We start from the raw sequence: 20,933 nt of genomic DNA, 5'->3' as shown, positions 1-20,933 counted from the left end.
GTCCACCTGAAAGGTTCGTTATGGCCGACTCCGTCACCACCAAAACTACCGATGCAAGCTTTGAACATGATGTGCTGCAATCCTCCGAGCCGGTCGTTGTCGATTTCTGGGCGGAATGGTGCGGTCCGTGCCGGATGATCGGGCCCTCCCTTGAGGAGATCGCCAAGGAGATGCAGGGCAAGGTCAAGGTCGTCAAGTTCAACATCGACGAGAACCCGGACGTGACCGTGCAGCTCGGCGTCCAGTCGATTCCGACCCTGATGTTGTTCAAGGACGGAAAGCTGGCGTCGAAGAAAATCGGCGCAGCGCCGAAGGGCGAACTCGTCCGCTGGATCAATTCGGCGATCTAACGCCGAACCACCCGGTTCCGACCTGGAGATCGATCAGAAGCCCGGCGACCGCGCCGGGCTTTGATTTTATGGACCAGTGCCGGTGGAGATCTTTGCATTTCGAAGCCGATCCACCCTGGCTGGTTTGGCAACAACAACCGGCGTGCTACCATAGCCATATGAGAGATGCCGGCATCATGGACGGGGTGAAGCTTGCTTGCGAGCCGCTGACACGCGGGCGTCGTGAGGCCGCCATCGTCGATGCCCTCGGCTCGAAATCGATCGTCTTGGTCGGCATGATGGGCGCGGGCAAAACCGTGGTGGGCCGCCGTCTCGCCGCTCGGCTTGGCCTCGACTTCGTCGATTCGGATCACGAGATCGAAGCCGCCGCCCGGATGAACATTCCAGAAATCTTCGAGCGTCACGGCGAGCCGTATTTTCGTGACCGGGAATGCAAGATCGTCGGGCGATTGGTGTCGGAGGGGCAGCGCGTCGTCGCGACCGGCGGTGGGGCGTTTATCCATCCGCCGACCCGATCGGCGCTGATGAGCGGCACCGTATCGATCTGGTTGAAGGCCGAGTTTGATATTTTGATGCGGCGGGTTCGGAAGCGGCAAAATCGGCCACTCCTGCAGACGGCCGATCCCGAAGGGACGATGCGCCGCTTGATCGACGAGCGCTACCCCATTTATGCCCAAGCCGATATGACCGTCATTTCCCGGGATGGGCCACACGATGCCGTCGTCGAAGACATCTTCGCGGCCATCGAGCGGCGCTCGTCCGCCCTCTGAAAGCGACCCTCGCGTCACACAATGCCTTTTGCATCATCATCGACGTCAAACGACCCAACCTCTCCGACCTCGGAGCGGTTGGGCGTCACGATCCGGGTCGACCTCGGACCCCGCTCCTACGATATCGTCATCGGGCCGGGCCTGATTGCGGAGGCGGGTGCTCACATCCGCCGCCTCGATCCCAAGGCCGCATGCGCGATCGTGACCGACACGAATGTGGCACGGCACCATCTTGGCCCACTGACCGCAAGCCTTGATGCCGCCGGCATTCGACATGCTTCGATCATGATCGAACCGGGCGAGGGCTCGAAATCCTATGCAGGCTTCGCCACCGTCTGTGACGCAATCCTCTCGGGTCGCTTCGAACGCGGCGATTTCGTCGTGGCGCTGGGCGGCGGGGTCGTCGGCGATCTCGCGGGCTTTGCGGCCGCGAGCCTGAAGCGCGGGATGCGGGTCGTGCAGATCCCGACCAGCTTGCTGGCGCAGGTGGATTCATCCGTCGGTGGCAAGACCGCCATCAACTCGCCGGTCGGCAAGAATCTCGTCGGTGCCTTTCATCAGCCAACTCTCGTTTTGGCCGATGTTGGGGCGCTCGACACGCTGCCGCGCCGCGAGCTGACGGCCGGCTATGCCGAACTTGCCAAATATGGCCTGATCGACGATGCGGCTTTCTTCGAATGGCTTGAGCGCAACCGAGCCGCGATCGTGGCCGGCGGCCCCGAGCGGATCGAGGCGATCGCGCAAGCCTGCCGGTCGAAGGCCGCCATTGTGGCGCGCGACGAAACCGAGCAGGGCGATCGAGCTCTCCTCAATCTCGGCCACACGTTCGGCCATGCGTTCGAGCGCCTGACAGGGTATGACGGCGCGCGGCTGGTGCATGGCGAAGGCGTGGCTCTCGGCATTTGCCTCGCATTCCGCTTCTCGACCCGGCTCGGCGTCGGGACGGGCCAGGATGCCGACCGCGTGGCGCGGCACTTCCAAGCCGCCGGCCTGCCGACCGAAATCAGGGACGTGCCCGGTTTCAACGCCTCGCCAGATGCGATGCTGGATGCGATCGGGCAGGACAAGAAAGTCCAACGGGGCAGCCTGACGTTTATTCTCGCCCATGGGATCGGGCGCAGCTACATCGCCAAAGGGGTCGATGCCGCCGATGTGCGATCCTTCTTGACCGATGAAATGGGGAGAAACTGACCGTGGATCCGTTGCCAGCCGTCGGCGTCAGCGATTTTTGGCTCGACATCGGTATCGTGGTCATCTGCATCGTGCTGTCGGCCTGTTTTTCGAGCGCCGAGACAGCCCTGACCGCGACATCCCGCGCCCGGATCCATGCGATGGAAAAGGCGATGGGCGCGAAACGCGTCGCCACGGTGACGCGCCTCTTGGAAAGCCGCGCCCGTCTGATCGGCGCCATGCTGCTGGGCAACAATATCGCCAACATCGGCTCATCCGCGCTGATGACCAGTGTTCTGGTGGGCGTGTTCGGCGATCGGGGCGTGCTCTACGCGACCGGCATCATGACGTTTCTGCTGTTGGTCTTCGCGGAAGTCATGCCGAAGACGATCGCGATCAATCACCCCGAGCGCGTCTCCTTCTTCTTCGGGCCGGCCGCATCGGTCATCGTGGCGGTCTTCGGGCCGTTGCTGAAGGGCGTCGAGGTGATCGTCCAAGGCATCCTCATGGTGTTCGGCGTCTCGCTCAGCGAGGGGCGCTCTATTCTGTCGGGCCATGACGAATTGAAGAGCACCGTCGATCTCCTGCACCGGGAGGGCGGCGTCGAGCGCGGCGACCGCGACATGTTCGGCGGTCTGCTCGATCTTGGCAATCTGACGGTCGAAGATGTGATGATCCACCGGACCAAGATGCGGACCATCAACGCGGATTTGCCGCCGCAGGAGATCGTGCGTGAGGCGCTGGCGTCTCCCCATACGCGCCTGCCGCTGTGGCGCGGCCAACCCGACGATATCGTTGGCGTGTTGCACGCCAAGGAGTTGTTGCGGGCCCTGAACGAGGCGCATGGCGATGCCGCTAGCTTGACGATCGAGGATCTCGCTTTCGAGACCTGGTTCGTGCCGGCGACCACGACCTTGCGCGACCAATTACAGGCCTTCCTGAAGCGCAAGCTGCATTTTGCGCTGGTGGTCGACGAATATGGAGAGGTCATGGGTCTCGTGACGCTCGAAGATATTCTCGAGGAGATCGTCGGCGATATTATCGACGAGCACGACGTTGCGGCCCAGGGCGTGCGTCTGCAGCCCGACGGCGGTGTGATCGTGGAAGGGTCCGTGCCGATCCGCGACCTGAACCGCGTCATGAATTGGAGCCTGCCCGACGACGAGGCCACCACCATCGCGGGCCTTGTGATCCACGAGGCTCAAGCCATTCCCGAAACCGGGCAGATCTTTAAGTTCCACGGTTTTCGGTTCGAAGTGCTGCGGAAGACCCGCAATCTTCTCGCGCAGTTGCGCGTTTCGCCCATGATTCCCGAGGACGATGCCGGCTGAACGGCACGTCTCGCCATAGACGCCACTCACGAGGCCGCCCATGACCGCTCATTTTGTCCAATTCCCCTGCCTCGTCGACAATTATGGCGTGCTGGTCCATGACTCATCGACGGGCGCGACGGCAAGCATCGACGCTCCCGACGCCGAGGCGGTTCTTGCGGCGCTCGATGCCCAGGGCTGGACCCTCACCGATATCTTGGTGACCCATCACCACGCCGACCACGTGCAAGGCCTTCGGGGGCTGAAGGCCCGCTTCCCCGATGTCCGCGTCGTTGCGCCCGCCAAGGAAGCCGCCAGGATCGGCGGCGTCGACCTGACCGTGAGCGAACTCGATACCGTCAGGGTCGGCGAACTGGCCGCGAAGGTGATCGAAACGCCCGGTCACACGGCGGGCCACATCGTTTATTGGTTCGAGGCGCAGGACACATTATTTGCCGGCGACACACTGTTCGCGCTGGGTTGCGGCCGGGTGCTCGAGACCCCGCTCGACACGATGTACGATTCGCTGATGAAGCTGACGCATCTGCCGCTCGAAACCAACATCTATGCTGGCCACGAATATACGGTCTCGAATGCGCGGTTCGCCCTGACGGTCGATCCGACCAACGTCGTCCTGAAAGAGCGTGCCGCCCAGGTCGAGGCTCTTCGGGCGGAGGGCAAGCCGACGTTGCCGACCACCCTCGCAATCGAACTCGCCACCAACCCGTTCCTGCGCGCCGACAATCCCGATGTGCAGGCAGCGGTTGGCATGGCCGGTGCCGACCCCGCCGCCGTCTTCGCGGACTTGCGGGAACGTAAGAACAAGGCCTGATCGCGATGAGCGCCTTCTCGTCAGGCGGCGGCCCAACCGGGGCCATGAAGGCCCGCGAGGTCATCCGTCTGCTCGGATTGCTACCCCATCCCGAAGGTGGCCATTATCGCGAGACCTTTCGCGATCCGTGTGTCGATCAGGACGGGCGGTCGATCTCGACCGCTATTTTGTTCCTCCTCGACATCGGGGAGGTTTCGGCCTGGCACCGCATCGACGCCACCGAAATCTGGCATTATCACGCCGGAGCGCCATTGGTGCTGACCCTGTCGCATAACGGTCATGACGCGGCGGCCCAGCATCTTGGGCCCGCTCTCGATCTCGGGCACACGCCCCAGATCGTGGTTCCAGCGGGTACTTGGCAGACCGCCGTGAGTCTCGGATCCTGGACGCTGGTCGGCTGCACGGTCGCGCCCGGCTTTCGCTTCGAGGCTTTCGAACTCGCCCCCGACGACTGGCGCCCGACACCGCGCCCCTCCTTCCGGCCCTAGTCTGTCAGACGGCGCAAGACCCGCTCGTTAACCAAGACTTTACATCTTAACGTTTTATTTACCTTAACGCTCGTCTCTCGAGCGCCTTCGTGTTTGGATGCTTCGTCTACCAAGCGTTCTTCTGCACTTACGTTCGGGATAATTACCGCGCGCAGTGCTGTCGAGATGGAGTTTATCCGTGCGTAACACTGTGCAACTACTTGATCGTCGATACCTCTTTCCGGTTTTGGCTGCTGTTTCGCTCGCCATCATGCCCAGCCTTGCATGGGCCGAGGTCGCCGGCACGCCCCCGGCGACACCGCCAGCGGCGGTCGCGGTCCCCGCGCCAGTCTCACCTGCTCCGACAGCACCCACTCCTGCCGCAACCGCAAATACGTTCGATCAAGCCCGCATCATCGTGGTGGAATGGAAGATCAAAAAGGGTCACGAGCAGGAATTTCTCGACTATTGGGCCAAAAAATCTGTCGTGTCCGACCGGACGGGCCTGGTCGCCGAATTCATGACCACGCCTGAAAGCAAAGACAAATATCCTTGGATCAGCTGGGCCTCGATCGACGCGAACTCGCCCGACTACTCGGCTTTTTATAATATCGGCATCTGGAAGCAGGCCGGAGATTACGTGGGGCAGATCGGTAAATATATCGACCTGAACCGACCCTCTTTGCCGTTCGAGGCCGATAAGCGCCATCGCGTGCTTTTGGCGCCGGCGGAATGGCGGATCGGTATGAGCAGCCTGCCGACCAAGGATGCCGAAGGCGTCAAGTAGGACGATTCTCCCGAACAGGCATGGGACGGTTAATATCTTATTGATTAATTCTCGCTAACGTGTCCGATGGTGCTCAGCGCCTTTGGAGACTTGGCCCCCATGCAGTTCATTCCGGTTTTCGCCGCATCGCTCATCCTGTCTGGGTGGAGTGGAGCCTCCTCCGTCATGCCGGTCGCAGAACCGTCGGATGGAACCGAGGTCTATGTCGCCCAGATGGATCAAGACTGGAACGTGACGCGCGAGACGCGCGTCCCTTGCCCCATCGAGACCGGCTGCGTCGTCACGTTCGGGCTCAGCCGGCCGGATGGCGCTCGGGTCAAGCTGCTCCTGACCGGCATCGCGTCGGGACGGATCGCCGTCAAAACCCTTGTCGAGGATCGTGACGGCCGTTCCGTGCCGCAGGCCGATCGCTCGATCACGCTCGATCGGACGGGGTTCGGAGCCGACCATTTCCAGCCCGGCTTGACCGGGTTGGCCGCCGCACCGGCCGCGGTCGCAGCGGTTGCGGACCAACCGCTGATCCTCCTGGCCGTGAAGGTTCCAGGCTGGACCGCGCCTCTCAACGCGGCCATGTCGAGCCTCGGCGACCGGACCTGAACCGCGCCTCACGCCAATTTGCACAAGCCGCCCGACTGTTCGGAATCAGACATTTCGGACCGGGCGGGCGCTGTCATTGTCGCCTAACTGTCACATCCCTGTCGTAAACCCATCTCAGAGACCGACTAAAAGCCGCCGTGACCGCGTGTCCGGCGTGTGCATGCCTTTGGCATCACCGTGGCGCTTAGCGGTCTGACGATGTGAGAGGCGACGAATGAAACTCGATAAATTGCTCTGTGCGGCCGTGATTACCGCAGCAGTCTCCATGGGCAGCGCGAACGCGGCCAGCATCACGGGCGCGGGCTCCACGTTCGCTTACCCGATCCTCGCCAAATGGGCCGACGCCTACCGCAAGGAAACCAGCAACAGCCTGAACTATCAGTCGATCGGTTCGGGTGGCGGCATCAAGCAGATCGTGGCCAACACCGTCACGTTCGGTGCGACCGATGCTCCGCTGACGGTCAAGGACCTCGACACCAATGGCCTCGCACAGTGGCCCCAGATCATGGGCGGCATCGTGCCTGTCGTAAACCTCGACGGCATCAAGCCGGGCGAACTGGTTCTCGATGGCCCGACGCTCGCGCAGATCTATCTCGGCAAGATCACCAAGTGGGACGATGCCGCTATCGTCAAGCTGAACCCCGGCATCAAGCTTCCGAGCCAGGCGATCGCCGTCGTGCATCGTTCGGACGGGTCGGGCACCACCTTCAACTACACCAACTATCTCTCGAAGGTTTCGCCCGACTGGAAGTCGACCGTCGGCGAGAACGCTTCGGTGCAGTGGCCGGTCGGTCTCGGCTCGAAGGGTAACGAGGGCGTTGCGGCTGGCGTTGGCCAGACCAAGGGCGCGATCGGCTACGTCGAATATGCCTATTCCAAGCAGAACAAGATGACCTACGCCAACATGGTCAATGCCGATGGCAAGACCGTGTCGCCGACCTCGGCCACCTTCCAGGCCGCTGCCGCCAATGCTGACTGGGCGCATGCTCCCGGTTTCTACCAGATCCTGACGAACGAGCCCGGTGCGACCTCCTGGCCGATCACCGCCTCGACCTTCATGCTGATCCATAAGAAGCCCTCCGATACGGCTGCTGTAGGCGAAGCTTTGAAGTTCTTCGATTGGTCCTTCGAGAAGGGCACCAAGATGGCTGAAGAGCTCGACTACATCCCGATGCCGGCTTCGGTCGTCACCCTCATTAAGAAGACCTGGGCGGCCGATATCGTCGACGCTCAAGGCAAGCCGATCTACGTCGCCAAGTAAGACGACGCTCGGACGGAGGGAGGCTGAACGCCTCCCTTTTTTTTCAAGAAGTGGCATCGACGCCGGGCCGAAAGCCTTTTGCTCGGGCCGAGGCTGTCGCGGAGAAGATCAGTGGCCGATGTGACAATGGATCGGGCAAGTCCTGCTCAATCGACCGTAGGACAACGGGCTCAGGCTCTTGCCGCGCTCAAGACCGGCGACGTCGTCTTCAAATATATGACCCAAATCGCCGCGATCGCGGTGCTGATCATCCTCGGTGGCGTCATCGCTTCGCTGGTCAGTGGCTCGATCCCCGCCTTCAAGGCGTTCGGCTTCGACTTCATCACGACCGAAACCTGGAACCCGGTCACCGACAAATTCGGCGCTCTCGCCTCGATCTCAGGCACCATCACGACCTCGATCATCGCCATGGTGATCGCCGTGCCGATCGGCATCGGCGTCGCGATCTTCCTGACCGAGCTTTGCCCGCCCATGCTGCGTCGACCCCTCGGCATCGCGATCGAGCTTCTGGCCGGCATCCCGTCGATCATCTACGGTATCTGGGGCCTGTTCGTTCTGGCGCCCTTCTTGCAACAATATGTCGAGCCGGCTCTGATCGGCACCTTCGCGAATGTTCCGGGCCTGTCATCGGTCTTCGCCGGCCCGCCCTACGGCATCGGCACGTTTACGGCCGGCTTCGTGCTCGCCATCATGGTGCTGCCCTTCATCACCTCGATTTCGCGCGATGTGTTCGAAACCGTTCCGCCCGTGTTGAAAGAGGCCGCCTACGGCGTCGGCAGTACGACCTGGGAGGTCGTCTGGAACGTTGTGATCCCCTATACCCGGGTCGGCGTCATCGGCGGCGTCATGCTGGGGCTCGGCCGCGCCTTGGGCGAAACCATGGCGGTCACCTTCGTGATCGGCAACGCGCACCGCATCTCCGCCTCGATCCTGGCGCCCGGCACCACCATCTCGGCCACGATCGCCAATGAATTCACGGAAGCGGTCGGCGACCTCTACACCTCGTCGCTCATCGCGCTCGGTCTCATCCTGTTCGTCATCACCTTTGTGGTGCTCGCCTTCGCGCGCCTGATGCTGATGCGGATCGAAAGCAAGAAGGGGGTCTGACCATGAGCCTTTACGCAGGACGTCGTCGCTCCAACTCCATCGCCATGACGCTGTGTTTCGCGGCCGCGATCTTCGGTCTGGGCTTCCTGGCCCTGATTCTCGGCACGCTCGTTTGGCGCGGTGTCGCCGGCCTCAACCTGGCGGTCTTCACCGAAATGACGCCGCCGCCCGGCAACGAGGGTGGTCTCGTCAACGCCATCGCGGGTTCGCTGGTCATGACTATCATCGGCGTCGCGATCGGGACCCCGCTCGGCATGCTGGCCGGCACCTATATGGCCGAATATGGCCGCTTTTCGAAGCTCGCCATGGTGATCCGCTTCATCAACGACATCTTGCTGAGCGCGCCCTCGATCGTCATCGGCCTGTTCATCTACGAACTGCTGGTCGTCCGCATGGGGCATTTCTCGGCCATCGCCGGCATCGTGGCGCTCGCCGTCATCGTGGTGCCGGTCGTGGTCCGCACCACCGAGGACATGCTGAATCTCGTGCCGACGCCGCTGCGTGAGGCGGCCTCCGCGCTCGGTATGCCGCGCTCGCATGTCATTCGGCGGGTGTGCTACAAAGCCGCCCGCGCCGGCCTGATCACCGGCGTGCTGCTCGCCATCGCCCGCGTCAGCGGCGAAACGGCACCGCTGCTGTTTACCTCGCTCAACAACCAGTTCTGGAGCAGCGACCTCAACGCCCCGATGGCCAGCCTTCCGGTCGTCATCTTCCAGTTCGCGCTCAGCCCCTATCAGGATTGGCAGCAACTGGCCTGGACCGGCGCTTTGCTGATCACCTTCGCGGTGCTGACGCTGTCGATCGCGGCCCGCTGGCTGGCCGGCAAGACCGTCCGATAAGCATTATCCCGCTTCAGCCCGCGTCAGGCCCGATGGTCCACACGGACGTCGGGCATGGCGCGGTTTTGCGTTTGGGGCGCGCCTCGCGCCCGTCGGCCGAGGCCGTGGCAGCCTCATTTCCTTGACCCCGCCGCTTTTCTCCAACAAGACATGGGTCAAAGTCCAGGACATGGGTCAACGTTGAAACCGGAGCAGGCAAACCATGATCGACGCAGGCGTAATCGCCGACGATAGGGTGGGGCCCTTGGCCCGCAAGCAAACCGTCGCGGTGCGGGTCGGCAATGTGACGGTCGGCGGCGGTGCGCCTGTCGTGGTCCAGTCGATGACCAATACGGATACGGCCGACATCGACGGCACGGTGCGGCAGGTCGCGGCACTGGCGCGCGCCGGGTCGGAACTCGTTCGCATCACGGTCGACCGGGACGAGGCCGCCGCCGCCGTCCCGCATATCCGCGACAAGCTCGCGGCCATGAATGTCAGCGTCCCGCTGGTGGGAGACTTCCACTATATCGGCCATAAGCTGCTGGCCGATCATCCCGCCTGCGCCGAGGCGCTCGACAAATATCGCATCAATCCGGGCAACGTCGGCTTCAAGGACAAGAAAGACCGGCAGTTCTCGGCCATCGTCGAAATGGCGATCAAATACGGCAAGGCGGTCCGCATCGGCGCCAATTGGGGCTCGCTCGATCAGGATCTGCTGACCACACTGATGGACGAGAATGCTCGCTCGTCGGCGCCCGTCGATGCCCGCGCGGTCACGCGCGAGGCGCTGGTCCGCTCGGCCCTCTATTCGGCCGAACGCGCCGAGGAGATCGGCCTGCCGCGCGACAAGATCATCCTGTCGGCCAAAGTGTCGGCCGTGCAGGATCTCATCGCGGTCTATCGCACCCTGGCGTCGCGCTGCAACTACGCCATCCATCTCGGCTTGACCGAGGCCGGCATGGGCTCGAAGGGCATCGTCTGCTCCTCGGCCGCGCTCGGCGTACTGCTGCAGGACGGCATCGGCGACACCATCCGCGTGTCGCTGACGCCGGAGCCGAACGGCGACCGCACCATCGAGGTCAAGGTCGCGCAGGAAATCCTGCAGACCATGGGGTTCCGCACCTTCGTGCCGCTCGTCGCCGCTTGCCCCGGCTGCGGCCGCACCACCTCCACGGTGTTCCAGGAGCTGGCGCGCGACATCCAGAACTACATCCATACCGAGATGCCGAACTGGAAGACCAAGTTCCCCGGCGTCGAAACCCTCAACGTCGCGGTCATGGGCTGCATCGTCAACGGACCCGGCGAGTCGAAACATGCCGATATCGGCATTTCGCTCCCCGGCACCGGCGAAACCCCCACTGCGCCCGTCTTCATCGACGGCCAGAAGGCCATGACGTTGCGCGGCCCGAATATCGCGGGCGAGTTCAAGCAACTCGTCGACGACTATATCGTGCGCCGCTTCGGCGTGCAGACGCAGAACGCCGCCGAGTAAGGCCCTGCCGCATCGGGACGACGCCGGGAACGTCTTCGCGCCCCGGCGATTTGCATCTAGTGTAGCGGCGTGAGGTCCGTCGGCCGCGCGTCGACGCGCGCCTGCGGGCACTCCGACGGCAGGGAGATGGCGCGCGATGGTGGATTTCGGCAAGGTGACGCGACCCCGTCGCTCAAGCCTCGTGTGTGATCGGCCGCAGCCTTGAGAACCGTCGTCGAACAACTCGAAAGCCGCCGCGCCTCCGCTCACGCGGGGGGCGGCGAGAAGCGCGTCGCGGCCCAGCATGCGCGCGGCAAGCTGACGGCGCGTGAGCGGATCGGCCTGCTGCTCGATCGCGGCTCGTTCGAGGAATTCGGCATGTTCGTCGAACATCGCTCGACCGATTTCGGCATGGCCGACACGAAGTTTCCCGGCGATGGCGTCGTGACCGGCTGGGGCACGATCAACGGCCGCACCGTCTTCGTCTTCTCGAAGGATTTCACCGTCTTCGGCGGCTCGCTCAGCGAGACCCATGCGGCGAAGATCAACAAGGTGCAGGATATGGCGCTGCGGATGCGCGCCCCCATCATCGGCCTGTTCGATGCGGGCGGCGCGCGCATCCAGGAGGGCGTCGCGGCGCTCGGCGGCTATGGCGAGGTGTTCCGCCGCAACGTCGTGGCGTCCGGCGTCATCCCGCAGATCTCGGTCATCATGGGCCCCTGCGCGGGTGGCGACGTCTATTCCCCGGCCATGACCGACTTCATCTTCATGGTGCGCGACACGAGCTACATGTTCGTGACCGGGCCGGACGTGGTCAAAACCGTCACCAACGAAACCGTCACGGCCGAACAACTCGGCGGCGCCTCGATCCACACGACCCGCTCGTCGGTGTCGGACGGCGCGTGGGACAATGATGTCGAGGCGCTGCTGCAGGTGCGCCGGTTTCTCGATTTCCTGCCCGCCAACAACCGCGACGGCGTGCCCGAGGTGGCGACCTTCGACGATCCCGAGCGGGAGGATGCCTCGCTCGAAACCCTGGTGCCCGAAAACCCCAACAAGCCCTATGACGTCCACGAACTCATCGCCAAGACGGTGGACGAGGGCGACTTCTTCGAGATCCAGGCCAAATTCGCCGCCAATGTGGTGATCGGCTTTGCCCGCGTCGAGGGCCGCACGGTTGGCATCGTGGCCAACCAGCCGCTGGTGCTGGCCGGGGTGCTGGATAGCGACGCCTCGCGCAAGGCGGCCCGCTTCGTGCGCTTCTGCGACGCCTTCGAGATCCCGATCGTCACCTTCGTGGACGTGCCCGGCTTTCTGCCCGGCACCGCGCAGGAATATGGCGGCCTCATCAAACATGGGGCCAAGCTGCTGTTCGCCTATGCGCAGGCCACCGTGCCGCTCGTCACCATCATCACGCGCAAAGCCTTCGGCGGCGCCTATGACGTGATGGCGTCCAAACACATCGGCGGCGACGTGAACTATGCTTGGCCGACGGCGCAGATCGCCGTGATGGGCGCCAAGGGCGCGGTCGAGATCATCTTCCGGGCCGATCTCGGCGATGCCGACAAGATCGCGGCCCGCACGGCCGAATATGAGGAGCGGTTTCTGTCGCCCTTCGTGGCGGCCGAGCGCGGCTATATCGACGAGGTCATCAGCCCCCGCGCGACCCGCCCCCGCATCGCCCGCGCGCTGGCCATGCTGCGGCACAAGAAGGCCGAGATCCCAGCCAAGAAGCACGACAACATCCCGTTGTGAGGGGGCGGCCCTCCCGCTCAGGCGGGGGCGTGCCGGCGCGCGCCGTCCTCGTCCGGCTCGTCGTCGCCCGCCACCACGATGCGGTTGCGGCCCTGCGCCTTGGCCCGGTAGAGCGCCCGGTCTGCGCGGGCGAACAGCTGCTCGAACGTCTGCCCGCCGCCGTTAATGGCCATGCCGGCCGAGACCGTGACCGACACCGGGGCCGCGTTGGTGAACACCGGCGTCCCGGCCACGGTGCGGCGGAACCGCTCCAGCGCCTCGAGCACGACCGCCCGCTCCACCCCGGAGGCCAGCAACGCGAATTCCTCGCCGCCGAGCCGCCCCACCGGCCCGAGATCGCCCAGGCACTGCGCCATCACGCCGGCGATGGCGGCCAGCACGTGGTCGCCCGCCCAATGGCCATGCGTGTCGTTGACGTCCTTGAAGCGGTCGATGTCCACGATGATGAGCGCCAGGATGGTGGAGCGCTCGCTCACCCCGTCCAGCAGCGCGCCCCGGTTGAGCAGGCCTGTGAGCGGATCGATCGTGCTGGCCCGGTAGAGCGCCACCTGGGCCTTGCCGATGGTGCGCGACACCGGCACCGCGATCGCCACCACCAGCCCGACCGTGATGGCCCAGGACCGCAGCGCCACCGCCCAGCTCTCGAAGAACACCACCTGGTTGACCACGTCGACCGCCAGCGCCGCGACGACGCACAGCGCCGTGGTGCGGACGACGTAATGCAGCAGCTCGCGCTCGTTGGTCAGGCGGAACGTCGGGCGCAGGCGTCGCAGGGTGATGGGCATGCGGGTGACCGGGGTGCTGTCGGGGTGGCACGGCAGGGGGCCGGGCCGCGACGCGGCGGAGGGATCATCCGGGGCGGAGGTGAAGGGAGGGTTTATAGGGGGGTCCGCCTAGCGAACGACCTTCCGATCGCGAGTCATCGCCTAACTAACCGGCCTCACAATACGGCGCGACTGGCTAGATTCTTATCGTCTGGTGAGCGTTGGCGCGCTCCCCAGCCAGTAAAGCTCACCGTACCAGCCCTTCGCATATCGCCGGCAAACTGGTTGATCCTCGCCTTTCCGACCACGTGTTGCTCCATGACTTTGGGCCAGAGGTCGCACCAAGCAGCCTTCGCCGGCGACGCTGGGATGAGGTCACGAAGTAAGACTTGCGCGAGGCACTCTTCAACGCCCAAAAAAGCCTCCGCCGGATTGGGTGCCAGCCCAGTTAAAGACCGAAACATTTCACCTTGGTCGGAGGCGGCAACGGCGGCGTTTAGCTTTGCCACGCCTCTAGCATCAGCTTGCTTGCGCAAGGTCTTGATTTGGCAGTTTCGAAAAACCTCAAGCCCCATCGAGCTGCGTGTTCCGTACACAAGACTATAGAGCGGCCGGTCCATTGTCGGCCGCAATACGGTTGTTTCAGCCACATGTTTGTATCCGCCCAACCGCCGAAGAGAGGCCGAGAATGCGTTGACAATAACTTTTTTCCGGTATTCGGCCGTCGACATGCCATGGGACACTGGCACGTTAAGCTGAGCGCGCCAGCCCCTGTCATCGAAAAGCAAGTCGAGGCTTTCCGCAGTCTTTGGGTCAACCGTCTTCGCGAAACGGTTAACAAAGTCGAACATGAAATTGAATACCACCTCGCTATCGGGCCGCCGTAAAAGCGGGGCTAACTTGCGCATATCGACAGCCCAGCCTTTGGGGTCGACGAAGAAGAATGCAAAAGCGCTTTTAGGGATGTCACGCTGTATGGTCGATGCATGGTCGATGAAAGACCCAGGGTACGTCTTGATCTCCACGTTCGGAAATAGCACCTTTGCGGCCTGAAGGTTTTGATAAGCAACCCTGTCCTTCTCAACCAAGTAGGCGGAGACCTTAAGAGGCTTGCCTTTACTGCTCCAGGTCGTCTTGGCGCGCGTCAACGCCCCGAGAGCGATGCCGAACGAGGTATCTTCGAAGCGCTCGCCTGCACTTTGCCACGGGCCTGAGAAGCCATCGACATAAGCTAACTCGGTCCAATGGCTGCCGACTTTGTGGGCCCAGGTCTCGAGATACTCACTAAGCAGAAAGTGCTTAACGTAGGCCTGCTCGCGGCCTCGATACAGATCCAGTTCGCCGATCATCGCGCGCTCATCGCGACGCGTCTCCAATCCGCATATCGGTTCACCATTGCAAAGACCATGACCTCTGTCGAGAAAGCCTCGACCTCGCCGAGTGGTTCTGCGTTCATAACTTGTACCAAGTTAGTAACGATGGGTTGCAGAAAAACCTTGGTCGGAAAGATTATACGTTTTGAGGCCTTTCCGGCTAGAGCAGGGTAGCGCACCACGTATCTCGCCTTGAACAAAGTGCGACAGAGAAATTTGACCGATGGCAGAGACGCAAATCGAATGGACCGATGCTACCTGGAATCCCGTAGCGGGATGCTCCATCGTAACCGCTGGGTGCACAAACTGCTACGCGATGCTGATGACCCGCCGCCTCGAAGCCATGGGCGTCTCGAAATATAAAGGGCTGACGCGCAAGAGCGGGAACCGTTCAATCTGGAACGGCTTGGTCCGTGAAGATCGCTCGGCTCTTAGCATCCCGTATGGCTGGCGCAAGCCGAGGAAGATTTTTGTCAACTCGATGAGCGACCTCTTTCACAACTCCGTTAGCGAGGCTTTCATCGTTGACGTCTGGGAAGTCATGCGGAGCACGCCGCACCATAACTATCAAATCCTCACTAAGCGCCCCGAACGCATGGCCGATATCGTGTCACGTGTCATCCCGGACGTCTTGCCCAATGTTTGGCTTGGCACCAGTGTTGAGAACGCCGAAGTCAATTACCGCATCAGCCACCTGCGCGCCGTGCCGGCCGCAATCCGCTTTATCTCGTTCGAGCCACTCATCGGTCCGGTCGGCTCAGTGAACCTCACCGACATTCACTGGGCAATTGTCGGCGGCGAAAGTGGTTTAAATGCCCGTCCGATCCGCGAAGATTGGATCGACGAAATACATGGGCAATGCGATATCTACGCCACCGCTTTCTTTTTCAAACAGTGGGGCACCTGGGGCAAGGATAACAAGAAGCGCTCCAAAAAGGCCAATGGTCGCGAGTACCGCGGCCAAACGTGGAATGAAATGCCCCTCATCTTGGAAATTTAGCCGATCTCTGAGATGACTCGCGCCATATGCGTACAGCCGCTTCGTAACCGCAATTGCCAGCTGGATCGCAGTGCTCGACTGATTTCTCGGCGAGAACACGAAAGCTCTGGCGCTGGTACCGAGCGTTGACCGTTTGACGCCACATCGACAGACCCGAGTCCGGCTTTGCGTTCCTGCTCAGCGACGCCATGCATATTGTCGAGGAAAACGACAGCCAGTTGCTTTGGCCGGTCGATGCCAGCTCTCAGGTGATCGTCAGCGACTATTCAGGTCAACATCGCCAATCCACCCATGAAGTCTACTCGCTTCTGGCGACCACCTGGAACGAATTGCAGGGCTGGCTATTGCTCCAAGAGGCGTTTCGGGCGGACTGGCTGCCAGATGGTCGTCGAATGTCATTAAAACAGCTCCGCGAACCGTTACGAAGACGGGTTTATCCACACTTCTTGGAACTTGCGGGACGACTCAAGGCCAATTTAATAACAATCATGATCGATTATCGAGTCGGCAGCCTTGTCGAGGCGGGCCCAGATCGTTGGCAGAAACGCTCGTCGAGGGCTTTGCGCACGGAATATTGGACCCCAGCGTAGAAAAATCTACCGGCTTGCTCTTTTTGTTTCCCTGCTCCGGGGCGGGTCTACGCCATGAAAAGCAGCCGTCGTTGTGGATCAGCGATCATGACGAAACATTTGATAGCTTTGACCGACGCGAGCGGTTTGCGCGTCTGGCGACATACCTTTCGTATGGGCTGACCAGATGGCAAAATCCTGCCCGCCAGGATTTCATGACCACCGGAGCCAGAAATTTACCGGCCTGGGTCGAAGATCTCGCGGCCATACCCGATATCGCTGCAGGCGCGTGTGCACAACTTATTGGCGTTCTACCCACATTCGTCGCCCAGGGCGCGTGGATGGTCTCGATGCTCCACGAAGTGGATCGCGACTGGCGAGCCAGGATCTTCGGCGAGTGGCTTTCGACGCCGCGCGGCGCCCTGCGGCATGTGCTGCTGTGGTTAGCGCCGGACAAACAAGGCGAAATTCGCGCGTCGGCTCAGAATTTCAGCGCCGGCCTATCCTGATCCTGTAGCTCGTCGATCGTAAGGACTTCGAGATTTCAGCCCTTAAAGGCGAGCCATTTCATGCTTGCTGCACGATGCTTACCCCCACCCCCCCAACCTTGCCCCACCCCCGCCTCCGCCATACAACCAGAGCAGCCCATCACGCCCGCGAGGTCTGCCCTGTTCTCGAAAATCCTGATTGCCAATCGCGGCGAGATCGCCTGCCGCATCATTAAAACGGCTCGCCGCCTGGGGATCGCCACCGTGGCGGTCTATTCGGAGGCCGACCGGGATGCGCTGCATGTCGAGATGGCCGACGAGGCTGTGGCGATCGGGCCGGCGGCGGCGGCGCAATCCTATCTGCTGATCGACAACATCGTGGAGGCTTGCCGGCAGACCGGGGCCGACGCCGTGCATCCGGGCTATGGGTTCCTGTCGGAACGCGCGGCCTTTCCCGAGGCTTTGGCGGCGGCCGGCCTCACCTTCATCGGGCCAAACCCCGGCGCCATCCGGGCCATGGGCGACAAGATCGAGTCGAAGAAATTCGCCAATGCGGCGAATGTCACGACCGTGCCGGGCCATCTCGGCATCATCGAGGATGCCGAAAGCGCCGTGATGATCGCGGCCGATATCGGCTATCCGGTGATGATCAAGGCCTCGGCGGGCGGCGGCGGCAAGGGCATGCGGATCGCCTTCGATGCGGCGCAGGTGCGCGAGGGCTTCGCGCGCGCCCGCTCGGAAGCCGCGACCGCGTTCGGCGACGACCGGGTGTTCGTGGAGAAGTTCATCACCGATCCGCGCCACATCGAAATCCAGGTGCTTGGCGATAAACACGGCAACGTGGTCTATCTCGGCGAGCGGGAATGCTCGATCCAGCGCCGCAACCAGAAGGTGCTCGAGGAAGCGCCCTCGCCGTTGCTGGACGAGGCGACGCGGCGCCTGATGGGCGAGCAGGCGGTGGCGCTGGCCAAGGCCGTGCATTACGATTCGGCCGGCACGGTGGAATTCGTGGCCGGGCAGGATAAATCCTTCTTCTTCCTCGAGATGAACACGCGGCTGCAGGTCGAGCATCCGGTGACCGAACTCGTGACCGGGCTCGATCTCGTCGAGGAGATGATCCGCATCGCGGCCGGGGAGCCGCTTCGCATCCGGCAGGAGGATGTGGTGATGCGCGGATGGGCGGTCGAAAGCCGCATCTATGCCGAGGATCCGACGCGCGGCTTCATGCCCTCGACCGGGCGGGTCCGCACCTATCGCCCGCCGCAGGAGGGCACCGACGCCGGCATCACGGTGCGGGTGGATTCGGGCCTCGTCGAAGGCGGCGAGGTGTCGATCTATTACGACCCGATGATCGCCAAGCTGATCACGCATGCGCCAACGCGATCCTTGGCCGTGGCGGCGCAGGCACGGGCGCTGGATGCCTTTGCGATCGACGGCATCCGCCACAACATCCCGTTTCTGTCGACGCTGATGACCCATCCGCGCTGGAAAGAGGCGCGGCTGTCGACCGCCTTCATCGCGGACGAATTTCCGGACGGCTTCGCCAACCATGTGCCGACGGGCGTTGCGGCGCGGCGGTTTGCGGCGGTGGCGGGCGCGATCGACCATCTGCTCAACCAGCGCAAGCGCGGCATTTCGGGGCAGCTGCATGCGGCCCGGCCGGTGGCGTTCGATACGGCGCGCGTCGCTCGCGTGGGGGAGCAGCATTTCCGCTTCACCATCGTGACGACGGGGGGTGGGGCGCTGCTGCGCTTCGAGGATGGCGGCCTTAGCGAGGTGCGCTCGACCTGGCGGCCCGGCGCGCCGGTGTGGACCGGCACGATCGATGGGGCTTCGGTGGCGTTTCAGGTGCGGCCGCATCTCAACGGCGTGCTGCTGATGCATGGCGGCGCGGTGGCCGAGGTGCAGGTGTTGACGACGCGCGAGGCGGAGTTGGCGGCGCTGATGCCCGTGAAGGTGCTGGGCGACAGCGGCAAGGTCGTGCTCTGCCCGATGCCGGGTCTGGTCACCGCGATCCGGGTCACGGTCGGGCAGGATGTGAAGGCCGGTGAGCCGCTGGCGGTGGTCGAGGCCATGAAGATGGAGAATGTGCTGCTGGCCGAGCGGGACGGCACCATCGCGTCGATCGCGGCCAAGCCGGGCGACAGCATCGCGGTGGATGCGGTGCTGATGGAATTCGCCTGACGCTCGCGGTTTGAAGGCCGGGTCGAGCGTCGGCAAGCCTGTCATCGGCCACCCATCGATAAAGCTTTGGAATGTGTCTTTTTTGCAGAGTCGTTGTTTTCGGCAAGATGCTGGTTAATCAAGCCTAAAACTGTGTATCGAAGAGAAGCAACTTTGCTGCTGAAACCGTGTTGGTGTGGTTAATCTTAACGAAATGGTAACAACTTGGCTCCATCGCGTGATTTGGGCTTATCCAAACTTTAAGTCGCTGGTCCTACATTGTGGTCGAGCGCGTAGAGTTTGTGTTTGCGAGTTGACCAATGGTGGAAATGCTTCGGCCCCGAGTCAAATATGTCATCGGGCCAGATGGAAGTCCTTTGACGATCGCGGATTTGCCACCGCCCTCCACCAAGCGCTGGGTCATCCGGCGCAAGGCCGAGGTGGTGGCGGCGGTTCGCGGCGGCCTTCTGTCGCTCGAGGAAGCCTGCAGCCGCTATACGCTGACCGTCGACGAATTCCTGAGCTGGCAAATGTCGATCGACCAACATGGCCTCGCTGGCCTGCGGACGACACGGATTCAGCACTACCGTCAGTGATCGCGTCGCCATGGGCGTCGCGTCGGGGCCTCCTGCCGATCGGGGCGGCGCGGGGCGCAGTGTTGGCGGTCGTGGCGCTACTGCTGCCGGTTCTGGCCAATATGGCTCTGGCGCAGCCCGGCAACCCTCCTTCTCCCCCCGTCGTTCATCTCACCAGCGCTCCCGAGATCGTCTTTGCGGCTCCGCGTGATGCCTGCGATGGCGATGACGTTCCCGATGCACCGGCCCGCGCGTTTCGCGAAGCCCATGGCGGTGTACGGCTGTTCGGGCTGCATACGAAGAACCGCAGCCTCTCCGGCCCCGACCTTGGCACCCTCACGATCGATTGCCGGCCCACACTCGTCTCGCATGGCAATGCGGACCCGGCGGCTTACGACGACCAGAGTTGGATCACCGCGACCTGGACGCGCGATGGCACGATCGTCGATGGCCTGATCCACCACGAATATCAGGCCAACCAACACCCAGGCCGATGCCGCTTCGCGGATTATATGCAATGTTGGTTCAATACCGTGCTGGCCGCACGCTCGACCGATGGTGGCGCGAGCTTCGTAAAGGACCTGCACCCCGTTGTCGCCTCGGCCCCCTTCGGCCAGGAGGTCGGGCAGGGGAGGCATCGCGGCTTCTTCAATCCCTCGAACATCGTTTCGGACGCGCCTTGGCTTTATGTCATGGCCTCGACGACGGGGTGGGACGGGCAGCCGAACGGCGTTTGCCTGTTCCGCACCGCGACGCCGGGCGATCCGCAATCCTGGCGCGCCTTCGATGGTCACGGCTTTTCGGTCGCCTTTGCGGATCCGTATAAGCGCCGCATGCAGCGTCAACCGGCTTGTGCGCCGATCGGCCCGTTCCCGGCCCCGGTCGGGTCACTGGTGCGGCGGCGGTCCGGCGGTGACTGGCTCGCCGTGTTCCAAGCCAAGGCGGACCAGACGCTGTTTCCAGTGTCTGGCTTTTACGTCGCCAGCTCGCGTGATCTGTTGACCTGGAGCGACCCGCGTCTGCTGCTGCCGGGGCCGACGCTCTATGACGATCCGTGCCGCTCGGGCGGTCAATTGCTCGCCTATCCCGCGATCCTCGACCGTCATGACGCCTCGCGCAACTTCGATCAAAGCGGCGATGATCCGGACCTTTACTATGTGACGCTCGCGGTTGAGGGATGCACCGTCACGAGCCGCAGAACCCTCCTGCGCCGAACGCTTGCGCTCGGTCGTTAGTCACCACCTCGACGTGTACAAACGACTTCTACAAAGGAGGACGACCGACTATGGTCGCGACGCGACGC

General features: G+C 62.9%; 21 protein-coding genes. 19 read left to right on the top strand and 2 right to left on the bottom strand.

Translation table 11 applies throughout. From position 1 onward, the window contains the following. The first annotated feature begins 20 nt into the window (after positions 1-20). The 13 genes from trxA (at position 21) to LGH83_RS12170 (ending at position 12,698) form a co-directional block, all read left to right on the top strand. Positions 21-350, top strand: coding sequence for a thioredoxin (gene trxA / locus LGH83_RS12230; RefSeq protein WP_131114159.1), 330 nt, complete (start codon positions 21-23; stop codon positions 348-350). A gap of 176 nt (positions 351-526) precedes the next feature. Next, positions 527-1,120 (top strand): shikimate kinase, encoded by a 594-nt coding sequence (locus LGH83_RS12225; protein WP_131114160.1) that lies wholly within the window; start codon positions 527-529, stop codon positions 1,118-1,120. 78 nt (positions 1,121-1,198) lie between these two features. Further along, positions 1,199-2,311: a 3-dehydroquinate synthase gene (gene aroB, locus LGH83_RS12220; RefSeq protein ID WP_227398905.1), complete on the top strand. Its 1,113-nt coding sequence runs from the start codon at positions 1,199-1,201 to the stop codon at positions 2,309-2,311. A 2-nt stretch (positions 2,312-2,313) separates the two neighbouring features. Next, the gene (locus tag LGH83_RS12215) at positions 2,314-3,621 is read left to right on the top strand and encodes an HlyC/CorC family transporter (protein WP_227398904.1); all 1,308 of its coding nucleotides are present in this window, start codon (positions 2,314-2,316) and stop codon (positions 3,619-3,621) included. Positions 3,622-3,661: 40 nt separating this feature from the next. After that, positions 3,662-4,432 carry a hydroxyacylglutathione hydrolase gene (gene gloB / locus LGH83_RS12210; protein ID WP_227398903.1) on the top strand — a complete coding sequence of 257 codons (771 nt, stop codon included), beginning with the start codon at positions 3,662-3,664 and terminating at the stop codon, positions 4,430-4,432. A 44-nt stretch (positions 4,433-4,476) separates the two neighbouring features. Then, complete coding sequence (locus LGH83_RS12205; protein WP_227401832.1) at positions 4,477-4,920, top strand: cupin domain-containing protein; 444 nt, start codon at positions 4,477-4,479, stop codon at positions 4,918-4,920. 178 nt (positions 4,921-5,098) lie between these two features. Next, complete coding sequence (locus LGH83_RS12200) at positions 5,099-5,686, top strand: hypothetical protein (RefSeq protein WP_227398902.1); 588 nt, start codon at positions 5,099-5,101, stop codon at positions 5,684-5,686. A gap of 66 nt (positions 5,687-5,752) precedes the next feature. Beyond that, positions 5,753-6,283 carry a hypothetical protein gene (locus tag LGH83_RS12195; protein ID WP_227398901.1) on the top strand — a complete coding sequence of 177 codons (531 nt, stop codon included), beginning with the start codon at positions 5,753-5,755 and terminating at the stop codon, positions 6,281-6,283. Between the two features lie 214 nt (positions 6,284-6,497). Next, complete coding sequence (pstS, locus tag LGH83_RS12190; protein ID WP_227398900.1) at positions 6,498-7,544, top strand: phosphate ABC transporter substrate-binding protein PstS; 1,047 nt, start codon at positions 6,498-6,500, stop codon at positions 7,542-7,544. A 216-nt stretch (positions 7,545-7,760) separates the two neighbouring features. Further along, positions 7,761-8,651, top strand: coding sequence for a phosphate ABC transporter permease subunit PstC (gene pstC, locus LGH83_RS12185; protein WP_227401831.1), 891 nt, complete (start codon positions 7,761-7,763; stop codon positions 8,649-8,651). A gap of 2 nt (positions 8,652-8,653) precedes the next feature. After that, positions 8,654-9,490, top strand: coding sequence for a phosphate ABC transporter permease PstA (pstA, locus tag LGH83_RS12180; RefSeq protein WP_227398899.1), 837 nt, complete (start codon positions 8,654-8,656; stop codon positions 9,488-9,490). Between the two features lie 202 nt (positions 9,491-9,692). Further along, positions 9,693-10,964 (top strand): flavodoxin-dependent (E)-4-hydroxy-3-methylbut-2-enyl-diphosphate synthase, encoded by a 1,272-nt coding sequence (gene ispG, locus LGH83_RS12175; protein WP_227398898.1) that lies wholly within the window; start codon positions 9,693-9,695, stop codon positions 10,962-10,964. A 201-nt stretch (positions 10,965-11,165) separates the two neighbouring features. Continuing rightward, positions 11,166-12,698 carry an acyl-CoA carboxylase subunit beta gene (locus LGH83_RS12170; RefSeq protein ID WP_227398897.1) on the top strand — a complete coding sequence of 511 codons (1,533 nt, stop codon included), beginning with the start codon at positions 11,166-11,168 and terminating at the stop codon, positions 12,696-12,698. 17 nt (positions 12,699-12,715) lie between these two features. On the opposite strand, the gene LGH83_RS12165 is transcribed toward LGH83_RS12170, so the two are convergent. Both LGH83_RS12165 and tcmP read right to left on the bottom strand, forming a co-directional pair. Further along, entirely contained in the window at positions 12,716-13,483 is a 768-nt protein-coding gene (locus tag LGH83_RS12165; RefSeq protein WP_227398896.1) for a GGDEF domain-containing protein, read from the bottom strand. 155 nt (positions 13,484-13,638) lie between these two features. Then, complete coding sequence (gene tcmP / locus LGH83_RS12160; RefSeq protein ID WP_227398895.1) at positions 13,639-14,811, bottom strand: three-Cys-motif partner protein TcmP; 1,173 nt, start codon at positions 14,809-14,811, stop codon at positions 13,639-13,641. A 247-nt stretch (positions 14,812-15,058) separates the two neighbouring features. Between tcmP and LGH83_RS12155 the strand changes: the two genes are divergently transcribed. The 6 genes from LGH83_RS12155 to LGH83_RS12130 all read left to right on the top strand — a co-directional run bounded on the left by LGH83_RS12155 (position 15,059) and on the right by LGH83_RS12130 (position 20,865). Then, the gene (locus LGH83_RS12155) at positions 15,059-15,835 is read left to right on the top strand and encodes a DUF5131 family protein (RefSeq protein WP_227398894.1); all 777 of its coding nucleotides are present in this window, start codon (positions 15,059-15,061) and stop codon (positions 15,833-15,835) included. 188 nt (positions 15,836-16,023) lie between these two features. Beyond that, on the top strand, positions 16,024-16,425 hold the full coding sequence (locus LGH83_RS12150; RefSeq protein WP_227398893.1) for a hypothetical protein: 402 nt from the start codon (positions 16,024-16,026) through the stop codon (positions 16,423-16,425). Next, positions 16,371-16,913, top strand: coding sequence for a hypothetical protein (locus LGH83_RS12145; RefSeq protein WP_227398892.1), 543 nt, complete (start codon positions 16,371-16,373; stop codon positions 16,911-16,913). Before LGH83_RS12150 ends, LGH83_RS12145 begins: the two co-directional genes overlap by 55 nt. 159 nt (positions 16,914-17,072) lie before the next feature. Continuing rightward, positions 17,073-19,076 carry an acetyl/propionyl/methylcrotonyl-CoA carboxylase subunit alpha gene (locus LGH83_RS12140; RefSeq protein WP_227401830.1) on the top strand — a complete coding sequence of 668 codons (2,004 nt, stop codon included), beginning with the start codon at positions 17,073-17,075 and terminating at the stop codon, positions 19,074-19,076. Between the two features lie 299 nt (positions 19,077-19,375). Then, positions 19,376-19,651, top strand: a complete 276-nt coding sequence (locus LGH83_RS12135) for a DUF1153 domain-containing protein (RefSeq protein WP_131114173.1) — start codon at positions 19,376-19,378, stop codon at positions 19,649-19,651. 101 nt (positions 19,652-19,752) lie between these two features. Continuing rightward, positions 19,753-20,865 (top strand): hypothetical protein, encoded by a 1,113-nt coding sequence (locus LGH83_RS12130; protein ID WP_413771153.1) that lies wholly within the window; start codon positions 19,753-19,755, stop codon positions 20,863-20,865. Positions 20,866-20,933: the final 68 nt, after the last annotated feature.

It is taken from the genome of Lichenihabitans sp. PAMC28606 (genome assembly GCF_020616535.1).
Classification (GTDB): Bacteria; Pseudomonadota; Alphaproteobacteria; order Rhizobiales; family Beijerinckiaceae; genus Lichenihabitans; species Lichenihabitans psoromatis.
The sequence above is the reverse complement of the archived record's forward strand: the minus strand, read 5'-3'. Positions and strand labels throughout refer to the sequence as shown.